Annotated in this window: 26 protein-coding genes; 10 read left to right on the top strand and 16 right to left on the bottom strand. The window is 42.5% G+C overall.

Annotated elements, in window-relative coordinates; genetic code table 11:
• Positions 1–34: 34 nt before the first annotated feature.
• The 11 genes from MHN79_RS18275 to MHN79_RS18225 are packed head-to-tail and all read right to left on the bottom strand — an operon-like array spanning position 35 to position 7740.
• A complete protein-coding gene (locus MHN79_RS18275; protein ID WP_160933278.1) occupies positions 35–313 on the bottom strand; it encodes an HPr family phosphocarrier protein in 279 nt (92 codons plus the stop codon).
• A gap of 3 nt (positions 314–316) precedes the next feature.
• Positions 317–1180 (bottom strand): RNase adapter RapZ, encoded by an 864-nt coding sequence (gene rapZ, locus MHN79_RS18270; protein ID WP_239174084.1) that lies wholly within the window; start codon positions 1178–1180, stop codon positions 317–319.
• Positions 1180–1626: a PTS IIA-like nitrogen regulatory protein PtsN gene (ptsN, locus tag MHN79_RS18265; RefSeq protein WP_239174082.1), complete on the bottom strand. Its 447-nt coding sequence runs from the start codon at positions 1624–1626 to the stop codon at positions 1180–1182. Before ptsN ends, rapZ begins: the two co-directional genes overlap by 1 nt.
• A 5-nt stretch (positions 1627–1631) precedes the next feature.
• Positions 1632–1919: a ribosome hibernation promoting factor gene (gene hpf / locus MHN79_RS18260; protein WP_152431343.1), complete on the bottom strand. Its 288-nt coding sequence runs from the start codon at positions 1917–1919 to the stop codon at positions 1632–1634.
• 25 nt (positions 1920–1944) lie between these two features.
• Positions 1945–3405, bottom strand: coding sequence for an RNA polymerase factor sigma-54 (locus tag MHN79_RS18255; RefSeq protein WP_239174080.1), 1461 nt, complete (start codon positions 3403–3405; stop codon positions 1945–1947).
• 51 nt (positions 3406–3456) lie between these two features.
• Positions 3457–4182, bottom strand: coding sequence for an LPS export ABC transporter ATP-binding protein (gene lptB / locus MHN79_RS18250; RefSeq protein WP_160933272.1), 726 nt, complete (start codon positions 4180–4182; stop codon positions 3457–3459).
• A gap of 2 nt (positions 4183–4184) precedes the next feature.
• Complete coding sequence (gene lptA / locus MHN79_RS18245) at positions 4185–4682, bottom strand: lipopolysaccharide transport periplasmic protein LptA (protein ID WP_239174078.1); 498 nt, start codon at positions 4680–4682, stop codon at positions 4185–4187.
• Complete coding sequence (lptC, locus tag MHN79_RS18240; protein ID WP_160933268.1) at positions 4663–5226, bottom strand: LPS export ABC transporter periplasmic protein LptC; 564 nt, start codon at positions 5224–5226, stop codon at positions 4663–4665. The genes lptA and lptC overlap by 20 nt, the downstream gene beginning before the upstream one ends.
• The gene (kdsC, locus tag MHN79_RS18235) at positions 5223–5780 is read right to left on the bottom strand and encodes a 3-deoxy-manno-octulosonate-8-phosphatase KdsC (RefSeq protein ID WP_239174076.1); all 558 of its coding nucleotides are present in this window, start codon (positions 5778–5780) and stop codon (positions 5223–5225) included. The genes lptC and kdsC overlap by 4 nt, the downstream gene beginning before the upstream one ends.
• Positions 5780–6745: a KpsF/GutQ family sugar-phosphate isomerase gene (locus MHN79_RS18230; protein ID WP_239174074.1), complete on the bottom strand. Its 966-nt coding sequence runs from the start codon at positions 6743–6745 to the stop codon at positions 5780–5782. Before MHN79_RS18230 ends, kdsC begins: the two co-directional genes overlap by 1 nt.
• Positions 6746–6768: 23 nt before the next feature.
• Positions 6769–7740, bottom strand: a complete 972-nt coding sequence (locus MHN79_RS18225) for a calcium/sodium antiporter (protein ID WP_239174072.1) — start codon at positions 7738–7740, stop codon at positions 6769–6771.
• A 235-nt stretch (positions 7741–7975) separates the two neighbouring features.
• Here MHN79_RS18225 and mlaF point away from each other — a divergent pair, with 235 nt between their 5' ends.
• From mlaF to MHN79_RS18185, 8 genes are all read left to right on the top strand, one after another.
• A complete protein-coding gene (mlaF, locus tag MHN79_RS18220) occupies positions 7976–8779 on the top strand; it encodes a phospholipid ABC transporter ATP-binding protein MlaF (protein ID WP_239174070.1) in 804 nt (267 codons plus the stop codon).
• A complete protein-coding gene (mlaE, locus tag MHN79_RS18215) occupies positions 8769–9560 on the top strand; it encodes a lipid asymmetry maintenance ABC transporter permease subunit MlaE (protein WP_152431335.1) in 792 nt (263 codons plus the stop codon). The genes mlaF and mlaE overlap by 11 nt, the downstream gene beginning before the upstream one ends.
• Positions 9561–9562: 2 nt before the next feature.
• Complete coding sequence (mlaD, locus tag MHN79_RS18210) at positions 9563–10057, top strand: outer membrane lipid asymmetry maintenance protein MlaD (RefSeq protein WP_152431334.1); 495 nt, start codon at positions 9563–9565, stop codon at positions 10055–10057.
• Between the two features lie 2 nt (positions 10058–10059).
• A complete protein-coding gene (mlaC, locus tag MHN79_RS18205; protein WP_239174068.1) occupies positions 10060–10701 on the top strand; it encodes a phospholipid-binding protein MlaC in 642 nt (213 codons plus the stop codon).
• Positions 10698–11006 carry an STAS domain-containing protein gene (locus MHN79_RS18200; RefSeq protein ID WP_160933252.1) on the top strand — a complete coding sequence of 103 codons (309 nt, stop codon included), beginning with the start codon at positions 10698–10700 and terminating at the stop codon, positions 11004–11006. Before mlaC ends, MHN79_RS18200 begins: the two co-directional genes overlap by 4 nt.
• A 13-nt stretch (positions 11007–11019) precedes the next feature.
• Complete coding sequence (gene ibaG / locus MHN79_RS18195; RefSeq protein ID WP_160933250.1) at positions 11020–11274, top strand: BolA family iron metabolism protein IbaG; 255 nt, start codon at positions 11020–11022, stop codon at positions 11272–11274.
• 9 nt (positions 11275–11283) lie between these two features.
• Positions 11284–12549: a UDP-N-acetylglucosamine 1-carboxyvinyltransferase gene (gene murA, locus MHN79_RS18190; RefSeq protein WP_239174066.1), complete on the top strand. Its 1266-nt coding sequence runs from the start codon at positions 11284–11286 to the stop codon at positions 12547–12549.
• 112 nt (positions 12550–12661) lie between these two features.
• Positions 12662–13402 carry a 1-acylglycerol-3-phosphate O-acyltransferase gene (locus MHN79_RS18185; RefSeq protein ID WP_239174064.1) on the top strand — a complete coding sequence of 247 codons (741 nt, stop codon included), beginning with the start codon at positions 12662–12664 and terminating at the stop codon, positions 13400–13402.
• A gap of 67 nt (positions 13403–13469) precedes the next feature.
• Here MHN79_RS18185 and arcA read toward each other — a convergent pair whose 3' ends face one another.
• Entirely contained in the window at positions 13470–14690 is a 1221-nt protein-coding gene (gene arcA / locus MHN79_RS18180; protein WP_239174062.1) for an arginine deiminase, read from the bottom strand.
• 564 nt (positions 14691–15254) lie between these two features.
• On the opposite strand from arcA, the gene rraB reads away from it, so the two are divergent.
• Positions 15255–15665: a ribonuclease E inhibitor RraB gene (gene rraB, locus MHN79_RS18175; RefSeq protein WP_239174060.1), complete on the top strand. Its 411-nt coding sequence runs from the start codon at positions 15255–15257 to the stop codon at positions 15663–15665.
• Between the two features lie 134 nt (positions 15666–15799).
• The gene (locus MHN79_RS18170; protein WP_239174058.1) at positions 15800–16600 is read left to right on the top strand and encodes a hypothetical protein; all 801 of its coding nucleotides are present in this window, start codon (positions 15800–15802) and stop codon (positions 16598–16600) included.
• A gap of 6 nt (positions 16601–16606) precedes the next feature.
• Here MHN79_RS18170 and MHN79_RS18165 read toward each other — a convergent pair whose 3' ends face one another.
• The 4 genes from MHN79_RS18165 to MHN79_RS18150 all read right to left on the bottom strand — a co-directional run bounded on the left by MHN79_RS18165 (position 16607) and on the right by MHN79_RS18150 (position 21458).
• The gene (locus MHN79_RS18165; RefSeq protein ID WP_239174056.1) at positions 16607–16999 is read right to left on the bottom strand and encodes a DUF2061 domain-containing protein; all 393 of its coding nucleotides are present in this window, start codon (positions 16997–16999) and stop codon (positions 16607–16609) included.
• A gap of 144 nt (positions 17000–17143) precedes the next feature.
• Entirely contained in the window at positions 17144–17581 is a 438-nt protein-coding gene (locus MHN79_RS18160) for a universal stress protein (protein WP_239174054.1), read from the bottom strand.
• Positions 17582–17673: 92 nt separating this feature from the next.
• The gene (locus MHN79_RS18155; RefSeq protein ID WP_239174052.1) at positions 17674–20262 is read right to left on the bottom strand and encodes a TRAP transporter permease; all 2589 of its coding nucleotides are present in this window, start codon (positions 20260–20262) and stop codon (positions 17674–17676) included.
• Positions 20263–20489: 227 nt separating this feature from the next.
• The gene (locus MHN79_RS18150) at positions 20490–21458 is read right to left on the bottom strand and encodes a TAXI family TRAP transporter solute-binding subunit (protein ID WP_239174050.1); all 969 of its coding nucleotides are present in this window, start codon (positions 21456–21458) and stop codon (positions 20490–20492) included.
• Positions 21459–21701 lie beyond the last annotated feature (243 nt).

Here is a 21701-nt window from a genome sequence, read left to right as displayed (position 1 = left end):
GGGAATGATTTTTCTTTTATCTTGGGTGAGAAAGTTATTCCGTCTCTTCGAATTTATCTTCGATCAGGTGGCAAATTGCATCAAGTGCGGGTTGAGCATCGTTACCTTCAGCGATAATCGTAACATGTTCACCTTGCGAGGATTCAAGCATGAGCAAGCCCATTACACTATCTGCACAAACTTCTTTACCCTCATGATTTTGTATTGTTAAGGTAACATCAAACGATTGAGCAAGTTCGACAAGTTTTACCGCCGCACGAGCGTGTAGCCCCAATCGGTTTTGGATAAGGACGGTTCTGCTCTTGTGTGGCATGGGTTATTCCTTGTGATTTTTTTCTAGACTTTTGTGGCGGATCTGAACTTGATGTCCCATTTGAGCGAAATGTTCACCAATTTGCTGGGCAAGATAAACTGAGCGATGTTGCCCACCTGTGCAACCGATGGCAACAGTCAAATAGCTACGATTATTTTTCTCAAGTAAAGGTAACCAATTTTCTATAAAGGTCTCAATTTGTTTTTTTAAATCAAGTACATCTTTATGACTCTCCAGAAAAGCTTTGATAGGTGCGTCGAGTCCTGTCATTGGCCTCAATGCTGGCTCCCAGTGGGGGTTGGGTAAAAAGCGCACGTCAAACACATAATCTGCATCACTAGGCAAACCATACTTATAGCCAAAAGACTGAAATACCATAACAAGATCTTTGCGTTCACGGCCTTCGATGCGCATTCTGACCATCTCACTCAGTTCATGCAGAGATTGATTGCTACTGTCAATCACTAAGTCGGCATGCTCTTTCAGTGGGGATAGGATACTACGCTCTTTCTCTATTGCTTGTTCTAAAGAGGTGTTTTCTTGGCTGAGTGTTAATGGGTGGATGCGCCGCGTTTCGCTATAGCGTTTTAGTAGCGAATCTTTTTTCGCATCCAGAAACAGCAAACTCACATCAGAAGATTTTTTTAGCTTGGTCAGCACGTCAGTGAGCAAGTTAGGTTCTGTGGGTAAGTTACGAATATCAATACTAACCGCCACATTTTGTTTACTTGATTTGACGGATTTAACAAACTTGTCCAGTAGATCTATCGGTAAGTTGTCAACACAGTAATAGCCTAAATCTTCTAGAACACGGAGCGCTACCGTTTTCCCCGCTCCAGATTGTCCGCTGACAATGATAAGTCTCATTAGTGATTAACCATAATATCGTAGAGCTCTTGGTCGGATTTAGCTTTACGTAATTGTTTTAGGACTTGCTTGTTATTTAGCCTTTCAGCCATGCTTGAAAGGGTTTTAAGGTGCTCTTTACATTGGGCATCTGGTACTAGCAGAGCAAATAGTAGGTCTACAGGTCGATTGTCTATTGAATCAAATTCAATAGGAGATTCACATTGTAGTAGAACCGCAATGGCTTGGTCTGTTGAGTGCATACGAGCATGAGGTATGGCAATACCATTACCTATGCCAGTGCTGCCGACTTTTTCTCGGCTAAGCATACATTCAAATAGCTCTGTGGGGTTTTGTCCAGTGCGCATCGCGACGATTTCACTGATCATCTCTAGAGCTCGTTTTTTACTAGTGCATTGGACTGCACTTTTGGTGCAGTCCAATGAGAGTATTTCACTTAATCGCATGATATTTAATGTGTATTCAGCTTTTCTTTATGTTTGTTTAATTGTCTAACCAATTTGTCAACCAAAGAGTCGATTGCAGCGTATATGTTTTCTTCATCCGCAGATGCATGAATCTCTCCTTGGTTGACGTGAAGGGTAGCTTCTGCGATCTGGCGAAGTTTTTCAACTTTTAAAACCACATGCACGTTATTTATATGGTCAAAAAATCGCTCAAGCTTTTGAAACTTTTCATTTACATAGTCTTGCATTGAATCTGTAAGCTCAATGTGGTGGCCATTTATATTGATTTGCATAGACTTTCCTTCTTGGTTAAAGGCCTTAAAGTAGGCGTTTGCGCTGACTCGAAGGGGCGATGCCTAGAGATTCTCGGTATTTCGCTATGGTTCGTCTAGCGACTTGAATCCCTTGGTCAGCAAGTAGAGCTGCAATCTTACTGTCACTGAGTGGTTTGGCACTATTTTCGGCAGCAACCAACTTTTTGATCAAAGCTCGGATTGCAGTGGATGAACACTCTCCACCATTATCAGTACTTACATGGCTAGAAAAGAAATATTTTAATTCAAAAATACCTCTTGGAGTGTGCATGAACTTCTGGGTCGTTACCCTTGAAATTGTCGATTCGTGCATATCAACATCCAGAGCGACATCGTTGAGTACCATGGGTTTCATTGCTTCTTCCCCATATTCAAAGAAGTCACGCTGATGTTCAACGATACATTTCGCAACTTTTAACAAAGTTTCATTTCTACTTTCCAGACTTTTTATCAGCCATTTCGCTTCTTGTAGGTTGGAGCGAATATATTGGCTATCGGAGCTGTTCCCCTTTCCTAAAGCTGCATAGTGTTGGTTGACTTTCAGTCTGGGGATAGAGTCAGGGTTTATGGTTACCCGCCATTTACCATGCTCTTTAAATACAGATACATCTGGAATGACATATTCAGCGTGTTCCGCTGCAATACGGCTGCCAGGTCTTGGGTCCAATTGTTGGATTAAATTTAAGGCTTCCTTAAGATCGGACTCTTTTAGCTTCGCATCTCTTATAATCAGCTTATAATCGCGATTGCCTAGCTGATCTATATGCTCAGTCAGCACTAATTGAGCTTCTTTTAGCCAAGGAGTATCCTCGGGGAAAGCGGCAAGCTGAAGTAGTAGGCAATCTTGCAAATTATTTGATGCAACGCCTAAAGGATCAAACTGTTGAATGCGTTTGCGAACGGCTTCAATTTCATCAAGCTCAATTTCTTCATGGTTAAAGCTTTCGAGAATATCTTGGGTCGATATTGTGAGGTAGCCATAGTCGTCTACAGCGTCAATTATCGCCATAGCTATGGTTCTGTCCGTGTCACTAAATGGGGTTAAATCCAACTGCCAAGTAAGGTAATCATGCAGTGATTGAGTGGTTTCACCTTGGTATACGGGAGTGTCGTCATCTAAAGCTAAGCCAGTACTGCCTGTATTCGCGCTGTACACATCTTCCCATGTTGTATCAATTTCGAGTTCTTTACTTATTTCCGAAGTTTCGATAAGTTCTGAACTGTCTTTCACCTCTGGTTCTGTGACTTCAGAGCCACTTTCTTTTTCTTCTCTCGCTGACTTTTCTTCGAGGTTAGTATTGTCTTCTGAGTTCTCTTCTACTTCTAACAGAGGGTTGGAGTCCAAGGCTTCTTGAATCTCTTGCTGGAGATCCAGAGTAGAGAGTTGCAGCAAGCGAATGGCTTGTTGCAACTGTGGGGTCATTGCTAACTGTTGTCCTAGCTTGAGTTGTAATGAGGGTTTCATTCAGTATTATTTGCCTTAGATGCTATAGAATCTTATCGTTCTTCAGTTTAATCATAGACGGAATTGTTCACCGAGATAAACTTGTTTTACTTGTTCATTGTTAAGCACTTGATCTGGCGTACCTTCAGCAATCAAGTGCCCTTGGCTGACTATGTATGCTTTTTCACATACGTCCAATGTCTCACGCACATTATGGTCTGTTATAAGTACACCCAACCCACGATCACGTAAGTGTTCAATGATCTTTTTGATATCGATGACTGAAATAGGATCGACACCAGCAAAGGGCTCATCCAACAAAATGAACTGAGGATTGGCGGCAAGAGCTCTGGCGATTTCTACGCGTCGACGTTCCCCGCCAGAGAGTGCCATACCCGCACTGTGTCGAATGTGCTGAATATGAAACTCCTCAAGTAAATCTTCCAGTTTGTCTTGTCTTTGCTCGCGTGTAAGCTCGTCACGAGTTTCCAGAACTGCCATGATGTTATCTTCAACTGACAGTTTGCGAAAGATAGAAGCTTCTTGTGGTAAGTAGCCAATTCCCATTCGAGAACGGCTGTGCATAGGAAGGATACTAATATCTTTACCGTCAATGGTAATGGATCCCTCATCACGAGCGACAAGACCAACTATCATGTAAAACGACGTGGTTTTACCAGCCCCATTGGGGCCGAGTAGACCAACAATTTGCCCTGAAGTCACTTCTAGGCTTACATCGCTAACAACTTGTCGGTTACCGTAAGTCTTTGCTAAGTGCTCTGCTTTTAATTTTGCCATAGTTATTCTTGAATCGTTTGTGGCTGAAGGATTGTTTTTACACGCTCACCCGTTTGATTTCCATCTGCGATAAGCTTCTGATCAGAAATTTTGTATCGAATTTTTTTGCTGCGTATTTCACTATCATCCTGAGATAGCATCGCTTTTTCTATCATGATCAATTCGTCTCTGACGACTTTGTAGTAGAGCTCTTTTGCTTCACCGTAAAGTGTTTTTCCATCGTCAGTGAGCTGTGAAAAAGTGGCAAGATCGCCATACCCTTCTATTTCTTGAATTGTACCATCCTTTGGGTTGCGGGTGACGATAACCTTATCCGCATTAATATTGATACTTCCTTGCTTGAGCGTGACCTCTCCTATAAAGGTCGCTTTGTTGCTCTGCATATCTAGCTGCTGAGTTGCAGAATTGATATAGGCTGGTTGTTCTAGGTCAGTCGACAAGGCTAAGACTGGTCCTGAAATTAGTAAAAAAGAAATTAGGCTAAGGTGTGGCAGTTTCATATCTACTTTGTACGTTATTGTATAGGGTTGCATTATTCTCGGCAAAGTTACCTTTCATCGCTTGGCCTACTGTTTCAAATTGCGGTCCGACCAAAGTCACTTGGTTATCAGCCCAAAAGTCACGATTATCCAATTGAATGCTCAGTATTTCGGTTGACATAGTATCAAAGCCTGATTCGGGCAGTAGGTTTTTTGCAAGTACATTTGTTCGCAGAGTCAGGACATGTTCTTTATCCAAGGTGCCCTGCTCAGCTGTGACCTCCCACTCTTGTGTTGTTCCCTCTTTGTAAACCTTTAAGACTGGGTGATCAAAAATGGTATCGCCGCTTGTGGCGAAGTGGTCAAGTCTAACAGAGGTAATGACATAGCTGCGAATACCTTGCTCGTTGAATGAGGTGTTGGTTAGGTTTTCACCGCTAAACATGGGTAGCTCAGTATTTGGTTCAACCTGTATGTCGTACCCCTCGTTTCTCTCAATCAAATAGTATGTTGACCAAGAAATAACAAATGCCAGCAAAAGGTAACCGATACGAGATAAGCTCATATACTCAGACCTTGATGGACTTCAAGTTCATTACGAGACTGTAAGATAAGGTCACAGACTTCTCTGACGGCACCATGGCCACCAAGTGTTTTAGTGACATAGTTTGCTCGCTGTACCAACAAGGGATGACCGTCTGCTACGCACACTTTTAATGCCACTTTTTCCATTACGGGCCAATCGATGAGATCATCGCCAATGTAGCCAGTATGTTTTGGTGATATTTTCAACTTATCACATATGTCTTGGTACGCCTGTAGTTTGTCGTCCTGACCTTGGTAGACCAGCGATATGCCAAGAGCGTGCATACGATTTTCCACAATGTTTGACTGTCGGCCAGTGATGACTGCGACTTCGATACCTGCGTTCAACAGTGACTTAACACCATACCCATCTCTGGTGTGGAAAGTCTTTAATTCTTCACCATTATTACCCATGTATATGAGCCCATCAGAAAACACACCATCCACGTCGCAAATCAACAACTTAATGTCTTTGGCAATGTTAAATGTGTTTGGTTCCACTGGTTTGTATAAAGTTTGAATCATAGTCGACATTACATGACTCCTGCTTTCAATAGATCATGCATGTTTAGTGCACCCACTACTTTATCTTTATCACATAAAATAAGACCATTTATCGACTTATCCTGCATTAAGTTGAGCCCCTCTGCGGCAAGAATGTTGGGATTAGCCGTTGTAGGTTGGGTGGTCATGACGTCGCTGATTTTTGCGTTATGTATGTCAACACGCTTGTCGAGTATACGGCGCAGGTCACCATCAGTAAAAATACCGACCAGTTTTTGATTCTTGTCGACAACAGCAGTCATCCCAAGGCCTTTTTGGCTAATGACCAATAATGCGTCTCTGACTAGGGTTTCAGGCGTGACTAGGGGAAGATCATCACCTGTATGCATAATATCAGAAAGTCTAAGCAATAGCTTTCGTCCTAAAGCGCCTCCAGGGTGCGATAAAGCAAAGTCTTCCGCTGTGAAGCCGCGTGCTTGAAGCAAAGCAACCGCCAACGCATCTCCCATAGCCAGAGTGGCTGTCGTACTGGCGGTTGGAGCCAGACCTAAAGGACATGCCTCTCTAGGAACGGTGACTTGTAGGTGATAGTCAGACAATTTCGCCATAGTCGAAGAAGGTTTGCCTGTCATACTTATGACTTTAATGTTTAATCGTTTGAGTACTGGAAATAAAGCTAGGATCTCTGAGGATTCACCAGAGTTAGAGATCGCAAGGAGAATATCTCCAGCTTTTATCATGCCGAGATCGCCATGAGCGGCTTCGCCTGGATGAACAAAAAATGCTGAGGTACCTGTACTAGCAAGTGTGGCTGCAATTTTTTTTCCAATATGACCAGATTTTCCAATACCCATAACTACAACTTTCCCATCATGGTTGTTGAGAATAAGCTTACAAATATTTGAAAAATCATCATTTATATATTGTTCGAGCTGTTCAAGAGCCTCGATCTCTGTATTCAACACTGCAAGGGCAGCGGAGCGAAAGTCAAACATGTCAAACTCCCAGCAATTAAAGTTTAAGCGGTCATATTGAGGATTAAGTATCCTTGATATGTAATAAAGCAACAGAAAAGTATGGCGCCCTCAATACGATTAATACTTCGTGATTTACCCAAAGCCATAGCAACTAAAAGCAAAGAGACACCTAGCATGATCCAAAAGTCTCTTCCCATAGCATATTGACTAAGAATGGATGGATTCAAAACTCCGGGAATGCCCATTACGGCAAGGATATTAAAAACGTTAGAGCCGATAATATTACCTACAGCCAGATCGTCCTCGCCTTTCATCACTCCAGCGAGAGAAGCAGCAAGTTCTGGTAAGCTCGTACCGACCGCTATTATAGTCAGTCCAATCACAAGATCACTCATACCAAAATATTGGGCAATGTAGACAGCACTATCGACCAAGGTATCTGCGGCAATAGGTAAGATAACCAATCCGACAACTACCCAGATTACTGCTTTGAGATTGCTAACACCCTCTGGTATCTCAGATTCTTGTTCTTCAAGTAAAGGATCCTGTTGACCGCTTTGTTGTTCTTTTCGGCTAATCCATAGCATAGCGACTATAAACGCGGTAAAGAGAACAAACAGTAAGACACCTTCATAAAAACCAAGTCGGCTATCCCATAGTAATACCCCAGCCAGAATGGTTACCCCAATCATTAGAGGGAACTCTCTACGGAGGATCGCCGAGCTAATCGACAAGGGTTTGACCATTGCAGTAATACCAAGAATTAATGCAATATTAGCAATGTTTGAGCCTAATACGTTGCCAACCGCAGTATCTGTTTTGCCACCTAACGCAGCGGTTGCTGATACCATCATTTCTGGGGCAGAAGAACCCATTGCTAAGATGGTCATGCCGATAACAAGGGGAGAAATACCCATGTTTCGTGCTAATGCTGCAGCACCAAAAACGAGCTTATCAGCACTCCAAACTAGAAAGCCTAATCCAACAACCAGAAACGCAATCGCTTCAAACATGGTGATCCTTAATTTAGTGGCCAAACGGATAAAATTAACAGCTAATTTTGACGGTTTAACTGAAAAAAGGGAAGTAATTAATTGCTCACCAATAAAATTGATGGTCGATATCAGCTATGTTAAGAGAGATAATTTTATTTAGTAAAATGTTAGCCATAATTCATTGAGCAGTGCTTTAAATTGTTACTTAATGCGCTTATGATTGCCGATTCGAAGCGCTAAGTCAGGGTGTGCCATGTCTTCTTCTGATCTTGTAACCATTAATAACTTAATTTTTTCCCGCGGTAAAAGGCGGATATTTGATGATGTTAGCCTGAATGTACCGAGCGGAAAAATTACCGCGATTATGGGACCTTCTGGGATAGGCAAAACGACCTTATTACGTCTGATTGGAGGGCAACTTCATCCAGAACAAGGAGAAGTGTGGTTTGATGGTAAAAATATCCCAACATTAAGTCGTAAGCGATTGTATCAAGAGCGAAAGAAAATGAGCATGCTGTTCCAATCTGGCGCATTGTTTACTGATCTCAATGTTTTTGACAATGTTGCCTTTCCGCTTCGAGAGCATACTCATTTAAACGAAGAACTGATTCGTACTTTAGTATTACTTAAGCTTGAAGCTGTGGGCTTACGTGGTGCGGCACAATTGATGCCAAGCGAGCTATCTGGTGGGATGGCACGGAGAGCTGCTTTGGCACGCGCTATCGCACTTGACCCTGAGCTTATCATGTATGATGAGCCATTTGTCGGTCAAGACCCTATTACAATGGGGGTTTTGGTCGAGTTGATTCGTAATCTAAATCAAGCTTTGGGCATTACTTCTGTGGTGGTGTCTCATGATGTTCCTGAGGTAATGAGTATCGCTGATTGGGTCTACATTTTGGCCAATGGTAAAATTATCGCCGAGGGAACGCCTGCAGAGTTAAGAGCTAACCCAGATCCACAAGTACAACAATTTCTTCAAGGGGATGCCGATGGACCAGTGCCATTTCGTTTCCCAGCACAGTCTTTAGCGAAGGAGATCTTCGATGGCATTTGATCTGGCAGACTTTATTGCCGCTACAGGACGAAGAACACTCAATGTATTTGAGTCTTTTGGCCGCGCAAGTTTGATGATGTTTGGTGCTCTGGCATCTCGACCTCAACCAATTAAAAATCTGCCTTTATTGATTAAGCAATTGTATAGCGTTGGCGTTCAATCTTTGATCATCATTGTATTATCGGGACTGTTTATCGGTATGGTATTGAGCCTGCAAGGTTACATCATTCTGGTGGATTTTGGTGCCGAGGGTGCTCTGGGGCAAATGGTCGCGTTGTCATTGCTCCGAGAATTGGGGCCTGTTGTTACTGCTCTTTTGTTTGCAGGTAGAGCAGGATCGGCTTTGACCGCTGAAATTGGCTTGATGAAGGCAACTGAGCAGTTATCAAGTCTGGAAATGATGGCTGTCGATCCTCTAAAAAGGGTTATCGCACCGCGCTTTTGGGCAGGAGTGATATCAATGCCTATGCTAGCGATGATTTTTATGGCAGTGGGTATTTGGGGTGGCCAATTAGTGGGTGTCGATTGGAAAGGCATTGACCACGGGAGCTTCTGGGCTGCTATGCAAGCTTCGGTTGAACTCGGGCAGGATATCGGCAATAGCTTAATTAAGAGTTTAGTATTTGCTATCACAGTAACTTGGATAGCATTGTTCAATGGGTATGACGCTATTCCGACCTCAGAAGGGATAAGTCGAGCGACGACTCGTACCGTTGTACATTCTTCATTGGCAGTACTTGGTTTAGACTTTGTACTGACAGCCTTGATGTTTGGGAATTAATTATGCAACAAACAAGAAAAATTGAATTATGGGTTGGCACTTTTGTTATTGCTGGAATTTGCGCAGTTTTGGTGATGATTTTTCAAGTAGCTGACGTAAAAGGGTTGGGTACTAACGATACTTACACACTCAAAGCTGAGTTCGATAATATAGGAAGCTTAAAAGTACGCTCACCTGTTAAAGTTGGGGGAGTAGTCGTCGGACGTGTGGCAGATATTGGACTCAATAAAGAAAATCTTCTTCCTGTTGTCACTATGTCAATTAATGCGGAATATGATCAATTTCCAGACACATCGAGCGTGAAGATATTAACTTCAGGTTTGATAGGCGAGCAATATATAGGGTTAACACCAGGCTTTATTTTTGATGATGAAGAGATGTTGGTCGATGGTAACTATATCGAAGATACTAAATCAGCTCTGGTATTAGAAGATCTGATAGGGCAAGTCTTATACAGCGTTGGTGGCGGTGATTCAGACAAGAAGGAAGAGGACTAAGCATGTTAAAGCGGTTATTAGTGAGCCTAGCTCTGTATACTGTCACCTTGACAGTGAATGCGACTGATATTGACAAAACGCAGCCTTACCAAATGATGAAGCAGGTGTCAGAAATAGCTTTTAATCGGCTGAAGTCAGAACAGGAGGCTGTTCATAAAAACCCAGATCACCTGAAGGTCATTGTCGAAGAAGAATTAATGCCGTATATCAACGAAAAATATGCCGCATTAAAGCTATTAGGGCCTAATTTAAAAGGCGCTAAACGTGAAGATGTTGGTACATTTATTAACGCTTTTCGAGCCTATCTTGTGAGCTCTTACGCCCAGGTTTTAACTCAATACACTAACCAAGAGATTGAGTTTGGTCCTGAGCCCAAAATAGATGCAAACAAGAAGATTACGGGCGTGAAAGTCGACATTATCGATAGCCCAAGGCCCAATATCAAGCTCGAATTTAAATTGAGAAAAGACAAAAAAACGGGTGAGTGGAAGGCTTTTGACATTATTGCTGAGGGAGTCAGTTTACTTTCCAGCAAACAATCAGAGTGGAGTACTCAATTGCGTCAAGAGGGTATCTTATCCGTTGCTAAAGAACTTGAAGAACTGGCAGCTCGACCAATTCGTTTTGAGAGTAAAGACAAATGAACTCAGAACAATGGCGGCAACTATCTGACGACAAATATCAGATACTAGGAGTGCTTGACAGAGAATCTGTGCCAGAATTGTGGGCGTTTCTGTCTCAATGGAATCCCAGTCACTCCAATATAGAGCTAAGTTTAGAAAAGGTAGAGAGAGTCGACTCTGCTGGTATGGTGATGCTAATTCATCTTTTAGAGCATGCAAAAATTAAAAACTGTCATATAATGCTCAGTTTCGTGCCAAAACAACTGCTAACTTTGTTTCAGTTGAGTAACGTTGAAGAATGTATCGATGGGCATATAAAGAAGTAAACAGGGGTAAGTGGTGGATAGTGCCAAAGTACAGCAAATTTTAGAGCAAGCACTTAATTTAGAAGAACTTCACGTCAAAGGTGAGGGTAGCCATTACGAGGTCGTGGCGGTAGATGCTTGTTTTGATGGAATGAGTCGAGTCAAAAAACAACAGTTGGTATATGCTCCATTGATGGAATATATTCAACGAAATGACATCCATGCCGTTTCTATTAAGGCTTACTCCCCAGATGAGTGGGCTCGAGATAAGAAACTGATGTCTCTGTAAGGGTTAATAATGGATAAGTTTCGAGTAATAGGTTCCAAGCAACCACTGAACGGTGAAGTTACGATTTCAGGAGCAAAAAATGCGGCATTGCCCATATTATTTGCTTCTATCTTGGCACAAGAACCGGTAGAGGTCGCCAATGTTCCTCACTTGCGTGATATTGACACCACAATGGAGCTGCTAAAGCGCTTGGGTGCGAAAGTTGAGCGTAATGGTTCTGTGCATGTTGATCCAAGTGGTATCCATGAGTTTTGTGCACCCTATGATTTAGTCAAAACAATGCGTGCTTCTATTTGGGCTCTGGGACCTTTAGTTGCTCGTTTTGGTCAGGGACAAGTGTCACTTCCCGGTGGCTGCGCTATTGGGGCCAGACCCGTTGATCTCCATATCCATGGCTTAGAGCAGTTGGGCGCAACTATTGTGCTAGAAGATGGTTATGTAAAGGCAAGTGTTGATGGGCGATTACAAGGTGCTCATATTGTTATGGATAAAGTCAGCGTTGGTGCCACGATAACTATAATGAGTGCCGCGACCTTGGCGCAAGGAACGACAGTGCTAGATAATGCCGCGCGCGAGCCTGAAATTGTTGATACTGCAGAGTTTCTTAATCAACTTGGTGCCAAGATATCGGGTGCCGGTACAGATACTATTACCATTGAAGGTGTTGAATACCTTGGTGGTGGTAAACATGCTGTTGTGGCAGATCGCATTGAAACAGGGACTTTCCTAGTGGCCGCCGCGGTATCACGAGGCAAAGTGGTATGCCGTAATACCAAAGCCCATTTACTTGAAGCTGTGTTAGCAAAGTTAGAAGAGGCCGGAGCTAAAGTTGAAACTGGCGAAGACTGGATTTCAGTTGATATGCGCGAGCGTGAGTTAAAAGCTGTGACTGTGCGAACCGCGCCGCACCCCGGTTTTCCGACCGATATGCAAGCACAATTTACTCTGCTGAACATCATGGCTCAAGGTGGTGGAGTGATCACGGAAACTATTTTCGAAAATCGCTTTATGCACGTGCCTGAACTGATGCGCATGGGCGCAAAAGCTGAAATTGAAGGCAACACTGTTATTTGTGGCGATGTAGAAGAATTGAGTGGCGCTCAAGTAATGGCGACTGATTTACGTGCGTCAGCCAGTTTAGTTATCGCAGGTTGCATTGCTCAAGGTGAAACGATCGTCGATAGAATTTATCATATAGATCGCGGTTACGATAAGATTGAAGATAAGTTATCTGCTCTTGGAGCGAATATCGAGCGCTTTAGCGATTCTCACTGATTCTAACTCGCAAAGCTAAGCCGAAACGGGAGTTTCGGCTTTTTTATGAGGGTAAGATCAGTTAGAGTCATGGACATAGACTACTGACTGTTTTGTTGTTGGAGCACAACTAATGATTGCACTATTACGTGTATTGGCTATCGCGATTTTTGCCATTGTGATGTTTATATTTGGCTGTGGTTATTGCTTATTGAGCCCTCGAAACCCCAAACACGTTTTTACCTTTGGTCGCTTGTTTAGCAAGATGTCTCGTGTCTTTGGTGTCACTCTCGAATTACGCATACCGAGTGATGCATACCAACGTGGACAGCACGTCTACATTGCCAACCACCAAAATAATTGGGATTTGTTTACCGTATCTTCAGCTGTGACGCCTAAAGTCGTTACGGTAGGGAAAAAAAGTTTGGCTTGGATGCCTTTGTTTGGCCAATTGTATTGGTTGACGGGTAATATATTGATCGATAGAGCTAATCGCTCAAAAGCCAAAAGTACTATCGATCAAGTTGTCGATAATATGAAGGCTAGCGAAGTATCGGTATGGATGTTTCCTGAAGGAACGCGTTCTCGTGGACGCGGTTTATTGCCATTTAAAACAGGCGCATTTCATGCGGCGGTAGGAGCTAAGGTTGCCGTTGTACCAATTGTGTGTAGCACGACATGTGGCCTTAAACTCAACCGCTGGAATAATGGCCATGTGATTGTTGAGATGCTTCCACCTGTTAGTTCAGAAGATTTCGATAAAGGTAATATTCGAGATTTTGCTAACATTTGCCATCAGCAGATGAAAGATAAGCTCCAAGCATTAGATGAAGAAGTAAAAGCGCTTAATTTAGAATCTGGTGTCAGAGCTTGAACTGAGCCAGCTTTGGTTGAAAAAGGGGAAAGCAATGCTTTTCCCTTTTTTCGTTTATTGCTTTGTTCTAGATATTATCTCTTTCTATTGGACAGCTCATACAACGAGCTCCACCTCGCCCACGGCCTAACTCATTACCAGGGATAGGTAAAACGGTAATACCCGCTTTGTCATATTTTTCATTGGTGTAAACGTTGCGCTCATAGCCAATCACAACACCTGGTTTGACGGTCAACACATTATTGGCATCATTCCATTGTTCACGCTCTGCTTCATAATTATTGCCACCTGTAGTAATAATTTTGAGGTAGTCAACGCCGAGAGCTTGTTCAATTGCATGGGTATAACTTGGAACTTGCTCCACCGTCATCTCATTACTGCCTTTTGGAGTAAGCTTCCATGTGTCGAGGTCTTTTCGCATGATTTCTGGATAAACAGAGAAAGTATCAATATCCATGTGAGTCATAACGGTATCTAGGTGCATGCAAGATCTATGTTTGGGTAAATCAATAGCGATGACTTGCTTTGCTTGGCCATGACGGAATAGATTGGCTGCTAGATTCTCAACCCCTTGCGGTGTACTACGTTCAGACATTCCGACGAGAACTGCTCCTTTTCCGATGACAAGAACATCGCCACCTTCAATATTGGCATTATCATAATGTAAATCTTCATCACCAAAATATTTAATGAAATCTTGGCCTGCAAATACAGGGTGCCAACGATAAATTGCCCTCAGATGATTGGTCTCTCGTTGTCTTGCAGGTTTCATCATTGGATTGAGAGAGACGCCGCCATAAACCCAGCATGATGTATCACGAGTAAATAAATGATTGGGCAAAGGCTCAATCACAAAATCCAGCGGACGATGCATTTTGGGTAGCATTGAAGAGGATTGGATTGGTAACTCTGAATAAGCCAAGCCGCCAAGCAGCACAGTGGCTAGGTGTTCGTTATCCATATCGGATAGGTAATGGCGTAAATCTCTCGCAAAGGTAGGACCATAACGAAAATCTGATATTTGGGTGTCTAGTAGCCACTCTTTTGCCTCTTTCACAGACAGTGTTTCGACTAATAGATCATGGAGGAGTAAAACCTCTACACCTTGATTTGTTAGTGTTTGTGCAAACTGGTCATGCTCTTCTCCCGCAGCTTCTACGGCAAGAACATCGTCAAACAGTAGTTCATGGCAGTTTGAAGGTGTTAAGTGTGTCAGTGCTCGCTCTGGTCGAGCCAAGAGTACACGCCTCAACTGGCCTACTTCTGAACCTACGTATAACTTACTCATTCTGCATCCTTACAATAATTTCCATTACCTATTTATGACAAGCTTGTTATCAAGATGCAAGTGTATTTGTCGGAGTCAATGACTGAGTTTTATGTTATTCTTAGTGATAAATTCTGTTTGTGGGCTGTAGTTTGATTACTTTCACCTATAGTGATGGCATGGATAAAAGGTGTTACAATGCGTCGCTATTCGCTATGTCTTCTGATGATTAGTGATAGGTTAGAAAGGTTTTAAGCATACCTATTCACACATTAACAGATAATAGTGTGAAAGCTATATTTGTATGCAATTTTGATGAGAATGAATCTATGCATAAGTAGAAAATAAAAACGCATTGGTAGTTTTTATCATAGATGGCGACTTTTGGTAGATAGTTCTGAATATCACTGATGATAAAAAAATGTTAATTTTTCCCATTTGTGAGCTTAATCTGTTCTTATCTTCGGTGATGTGAGCGATCAAGTTACTACTCTAGCGTTATTGTGGGTAGCAATTTAATGGTATCCATGCGATATTTCTTGGCGTTAATTTTTGATCAATATTGCCACTATCTGGAGCCGACTTATGTCTCATGAAGACGAATATCTATCAGTTGAAGAATTAATTGAGATTCAAAAGGAGGAGACTCGCGATATCATCCAAGCTTTGCTGGAAGATGGGAGTGAGCCAGATGCATTGTATGACATTGAGCATCACCTCTTTGCAGAAAACTTTGAGACTCTAGAAAAAGCAGTTGTTGAAGCGTTCAAAATGGGCTTTGAGGTTCTAGAAGCTGAAGAGACTGAAGACGAAGATGGAAATAAACTCCTTTGCTGTGACGCGACAATGGAATCGGCGTTGAACGCTGAGGCAATAGATGCTCAAGTAGAAAAGCTAATTCACCTCGCTGAGAAGTACGACATTATTTATGATGGTTGGGGAACCTACTACGAGGGTGAAGATGCCCTGTATCCTGAACAAGATGAAGAAGACTGATTTCTTATATTTCATGTCGAAACCAGCCTAGAGGCTGGTTTTTCTTTAGTCGGATTGCGAGGTGTTAAGTATCTATCAAGCCCTAAATCCTATATAATTTCTGGCAATTTTTTGCTAATCAGTTTTAGTGCTTTATGCAATTATCACTTGCCGGTCTTTGGCAGCTCTCACCACTGACAGATCTTTCTATTCCTCAAGATGATATCTCCTTTCCAGCGCCACTGAGTGACAAGCTTCCTAGTTCTCTTTCTGAAGATAAAATTGCACAATATGAATGGCATTTGATGCATGATATCGAGGTAGATGAGGCTATGCTTGCCTACCCAACTGTTGATCTGGTACTAGGTGGTATAGAGCGCCATGCCGAGGTTCGGCTCAATGGTATTGCTTTATTCGATTGTGATGGTTCACAGTCTGAGTATAAAAAAGATGTTCGACCTCATCTGCAACTGGGTCGCAACCGATTTGAAATTCTATTGATTGAAGAAGATGACGATCTGTTGCTCGAAGAGGATAAATTAGACCTTTGCCCTCTTGGTGAGCATACAATCACAAAGTGTGATGCTAGGGTTGGGATTTGGAAAGAGCCATATCTGCATTTTATTCGCTGTGTGCGTCTTGAACATGTGGTCACAGAGCAAATTTGGCACCATGGTGGGGGATGTGAATTTATGGTCGACTTACATTATAAAACTTATTCACCAGGTTTGATCTCCGCTTTGGTTAAGTTTAATGGCATGACTTACCAACTTCCTATAGATATGCGCAATAATCACGTTAGTGCTCTTTTTCAAGTCGATGCTCCAATATACTTTGACGCCTGCCATCCAGATCCAAATGATCTTTATTCCCTTGAGGTAGAATTGGATGGTCAGACGCAAAAGTTTTCAATCGGATTAAGTAAAGATCTTTGCGTGACGCATTTCCCTGTCTAGTCTTACTTATGCTTGTATGGCTTGCTTGGCACTCGACATATTTAGCCTACGTTGCCAAATACGTTCGTGGAAATAGTAAGCAAGCGTGTTAATACTCGGCTCGACAGCGGCCATCAGTCCGCCAACCAACCAACTGCCTGATAGCAAATAGGCAACACTGAATGCAACACTAAAGTGAACCATCGCAAAGCTGGTGGTTTTTATTCCAGTGGCGTCATTATGTTTTTTCAAATAAGTCACGCTTTGCCATAAACGTTCGTGGAAGTAAAAAGCAACCGTATTGACCATAGGTTCTATCATCGCAATCAGACTGCCGATTAGAATATCACCGGTAAGAATGTAAGCGACGCTGAACGCAATGGTGAAATGAATTGAGGCAAAAGTTAATGTCTTTTTCATGAGATGATCCAGTCATAGGCTTTGATAGGATCATTATTGATAATTATTCTCAATATTAAAATTTGATTGAAACTATATATTCAATAGATATTAACTATTGATTAGGCGCACAAGATGCGCCTTAGCTTCAATTCTACGGTGAATTTAGCCTTGAGGTTTAATGACTAAAACATTGATGGGAGAGTTTTCTACCACTTTACTGGCGACTGATCCCAGCATTACTTTGTCTAATTTTGAGCGTTTGTGGCTAGGCATGACGATAAGATCGGCATTGATCTGTTTAGCACAATTTAAAATAGACGTATAAGGCTTACCTTCAACGACGTATGTTTGGTATGAGATGGTTTGAGGTATATGTTTTTGAGCAAATGACTCAAGTTGTTTTTCAACATCTTGTTTCATTTTCGCAGCCGCATCTTTGGGAAAATAAGTGGCTATCATAGACATATGTATCCCGGGTAGGACATTAAGTAGATGGAGCTTTGCCTGAGAGTGTTCGGCATGCCAAATTGCTGCTTCGAGCGCTTTATCAGAAAAGCCACCGTCGTTTAAATCGACTGGAATAAGAACATGTTTATACATTGGGTGCTCTCTTATTAATACCGAGCCAACAAACAATTTGCTTGGCTCGGTATTAAGTTTAGTTTTATTTATTGCTGTTATGGTAAGTGCGACTAATCTATTTGTTGATTAAATTGATCATTGCTCACTCGCCGTTTTTGGTTGAGTCCCAAGCCAATAAGGATTAACAGAGCAGGGATAAACACCCACTCTTTCATTGGTCGATCAGCTGCAGTGATGACTGAACGTACTTCCCAATCAAAGTCAATGCCCGCTGCTTCCGCTGGGCTGCCAAACTCGACCATATCGATGAATACTTTATCATCGACCTGTTTTAAAACCAGGCCCATAGAGCTAATGCGATCGATGGCAGACTTTGCTTTTTCATCAAAAGGTAAGCGCACCGTCTTACTAATGAAATCGCCCTCAATATTTTCGCCTGCCACCATGAGTTCGATATCTTGTCCAATCGACAGACTTTCAGCAATTTGTTGGATGTCTGAACCTGGATGGAGTTCTTTGGATGGGTATATTTGATCCCACCAATAACCCGGACGGAAGAAAGTAAAGGTAAGTAGCAGTAATAGCAGGGTTTCCCACCATTTATTCTTGGTAAACCACCACCCTTGTGTCGCAGCAGAGAAGATCAGCATAGCAACGATAGACGATAAAACGGTGAGTAATAAATGCCACCATGTATCAATGCCAATTAAGAGCAGTTGCGTGTTGAAAATGAACATAAATGGCAATATCGCAGTCCGGATATCATAAGTGAACCCCTGAATACCTGTCCTAATTGGATCTGACTTAGCGATGGCAGCTGCGGCGAATGCAGCCAGTCCAACGGGTGGGGTATCGTCAGCCAATATACCGAAATAAAAAACAAATAGGTGTACTGCAATCAGCGGGATGATTAACCCGCTTTGTGCTCCTAATGTGACAATAACAGGAGCCATAAGCGTTGATACTACGATGTAGTTGGCTGTTGTGGGGAGTCCCATTCCAAGGATTAAGCTAATTACTGCAGTAAACAACAGCATTAAAATTATATTGCCACCTGAAATAAATTCGACAAAGTCTGTCATCACCAAGCCAATTCCGGTTAGCGTTACAGCTCCAACGACGGTCCCCGCAGCGGCAGTAGCAACACTGATGCCAATCATATTACGAGCGCCAGACACCAAACTTTCAAGTAGATCAACAAACCCAGCGGTTGCCTCTTCGACAATATTACCTTGTTTGGATATGAAGGAAATCAGAGGGCGCTGAGTAATGATGATGAAAATCATAAATACGGTTGCCCAAAATGCTGATAGACCAGGAGAGAAGCGCTCTACGGTAAGACACCACACCAAAACTACAATAGGCAATAGATAATGCAGTCCAGACTTGATGGTTGGCGAAGGATCAGGAACTTCGGTAAGTTCGGCATTGACATCGAGCGTTCCCTCATTAGCGTTTCTTGCTGAAACACTAATCAGCGTAATGTAAGCGATCACTAAAGCCGATACCACAATAGGGGTTGCAGCAGCGCCAAAGACATCCTTAGTCCAGCCCACGCCGTAGTATACGGCTGCACTAATAATACATAGACCTAAGATGGTGCCAGTGAAAGAGAGTAAGCTTTGCCCAATAGTTGGTGTGTGTCGACGCGGTAATCCCTGCATACCTGCTTTGCATGCTTCTAAGTGAACAATATAAATCAAAGCGATATAGGAAATTAACGCTGGCAGGATAGCCGCTTTGATCACCTCAACGTAGGAAATACCGACATACTCCACCATAAGAAAAGCGGCTGCACCCATTATTGGAGGAGTTAATTGTCCGTTGGTTGAAGCTGCGACTTCAACTGCGCCTGCTTTTGTGCCAGGAAACCCAACTCTTTTCATTAGAGGGATGGTGAATGTGCCCGTTGTAACCACGTTGGCAATAGAAGAGCCAGAGACGATACCTGATAAACCGGATGCAACGACGGCCGCTTTAGCAGGGCCACCGCGCATGTGGCCAAGTAAGGAAAAAGCAACTTTGATGAAATAAGCGCCTGCCCCCGCGCGCTCTAACATGGCGCCGAATAGTACAAATAGAAACACGAAGGATGAGGAAACTCCCAGAGCTACACCGAACACACCTTCTGTCGTTAACCAAAGGTGTGACATAGCTTTATTAAGGCTTGCTCCTTTGTGTGCGATGACATCGGGCATATAGGGTCCACCAAAGGTGTATAACAAAAACACGGCTGCTACAACCATTAGTGGTGGGCCCAGAGCTCGACGAGTTGCTTCAAGCAGCAGAATCATGCCGATCACAGCCACAACAACATCCGCTGTGGTTGGAGCGCCTGAACGGCCGGCCAGCTCAGTATAAAAAATGTAAATATATCCAGCAGAAAAACTGCTAGCTAAAGCTAGAATCCAGTCGGTAAGTGGAATTTTATTACGTGGTGAACTCTTTAGTGCTGGGTATGCTGTAAAGGCCAAAAATATGGCAAACATCAAGTGTATGGAGCGCGCTTCAGTATCATTGAGTACGCCAAAATTGAAAATGAAGGGGAGGGGAGATGCATACCAAAGTTGGAATAATGACCAACACAAAGGTGTAACCCACAGGATACGCGCCGAAATTCCATCAGGAGAACGGGCTCCAGTGTCGGCTTGAGCCACCATTTCTTGCACATCTTGAGTCGGAGAAGTGCTCTTCGGCATGTACTAAATCCTTATTATATATGGCCTGTCTTTTTTATGATTATTAGAGTTTAATCGATATTGTTTAGAAAAGGTGGTAAACAACACCACACATGCTCTGTGCCATGCAGTTAGATAATAATAAAGAGGAGCTTCAATACTATGAAACTCCCCTTTAATGAGGCCAGTGCTAAGAGCAAATAAAAACGCAGTCAAAGCTTGACTAGCCTCTTGGCTTAATGAAGTGGTTACTTTATTAAGCCAACTTCTTTGTAGTACTTTTCAGCACCTGGATGAAGAGGAATTGATAGACCAGCTTTGACCATTTGCTCTTTTTTCAGGTTTGCAAATGCCGGATGTAGTCGCTTGAATGTATCAAAGTTTTCAAATACCGACTTTGCAACATTGTATGCTACATCATCAGATACATCAGAAGTTGTCACCATAGTTGCAGCAACACCGAAGCTGTTAACATCTTTATCTGTTCCACGATACATGCCAGCAGGAACGGTACTGAATGCATAGTAAGGATTATCGGCAACGATTTTATCAATCTTTGACCCTGTTACAGAGATGAGTTTTGCATCACAAGATGTAGTTGCTTCTTTAATTGACCCGTTTGGGTGTCCAACTACGTAGACAAATGCATCGTTCTTATTATCACAAAGTGCTTGTGAGCGCTCAGAGCCTTTTAGTTCAGATGCAAGCTTAAAGCTGTCATTAGTCCAGCCCATAGCATCCATTACCACACCCATGGTTGCTCGGTCACCAGAACCCGGGTTGCCTATATTGACGCGTTTGCCTTTAAGGTCTGAAATGTTTTCAATTTTGGAGTCTGAGCGTGCAATGATGTTAAAAGGTTCTGTGTGCAAAGAGAACACTGCGCGCAGTTTCTTGTAAGGACCCTGCTCAGAGAACTTACTTGTTCCGTTGTATCCATGATACTGCCAGTCAGACTGAACAATACCAAAGTCAAGTTCACCAGCTCTGATGGTGTTTACATTATAGATTGAACCACCAGTAGACTCGACGGAACATCGAATGTTGTGCTCTTTACGCCCTTTGTTAACTAGCTTACAAATTGCACCGCCCGTGGGGTAGTAAACCCCTGTAACAGAACCTGTCCCGATAGTAATAAACTCTTGAGCGCTAACTGTGCCTGTACCGATTACTGCTGCTGCAATTGCACCAACTTTAATCAACTTGCTTAATGCCATGAATTTCCCTTCCTTTATACATTATTTCTCCTACGGCAGTGTAACTTGCCGTGGAAGTTTTCGAGTCACGAAAACGGCATCTTTTTCAATCCGTATGTTGAAAAAGTGGCTGAATAATATCAAACACTCTGTCCACAATTATACAATTGTTAAAATTTATGATGTGTTTATATTTTAATCACCTTGTGTTTTTGGTTTTGTTTTTTTATTTTTAACCCATAAAAATCATGCGTTTATTGTAAT

It is taken from the genome of Vibrio sp. Of14-4, from assembly GCF_022347625.1.
Taxonomy (GTDB): Bacteria; Pseudomonadota; Gammaproteobacteria; order Enterobacterales; family Vibrionaceae; genus Vibrio; species Vibrio pristinus.
The sequence above is the reverse complement of the archived record's forward strand: the minus strand, read 5'-3'. Positions and strand labels throughout refer to the sequence as shown.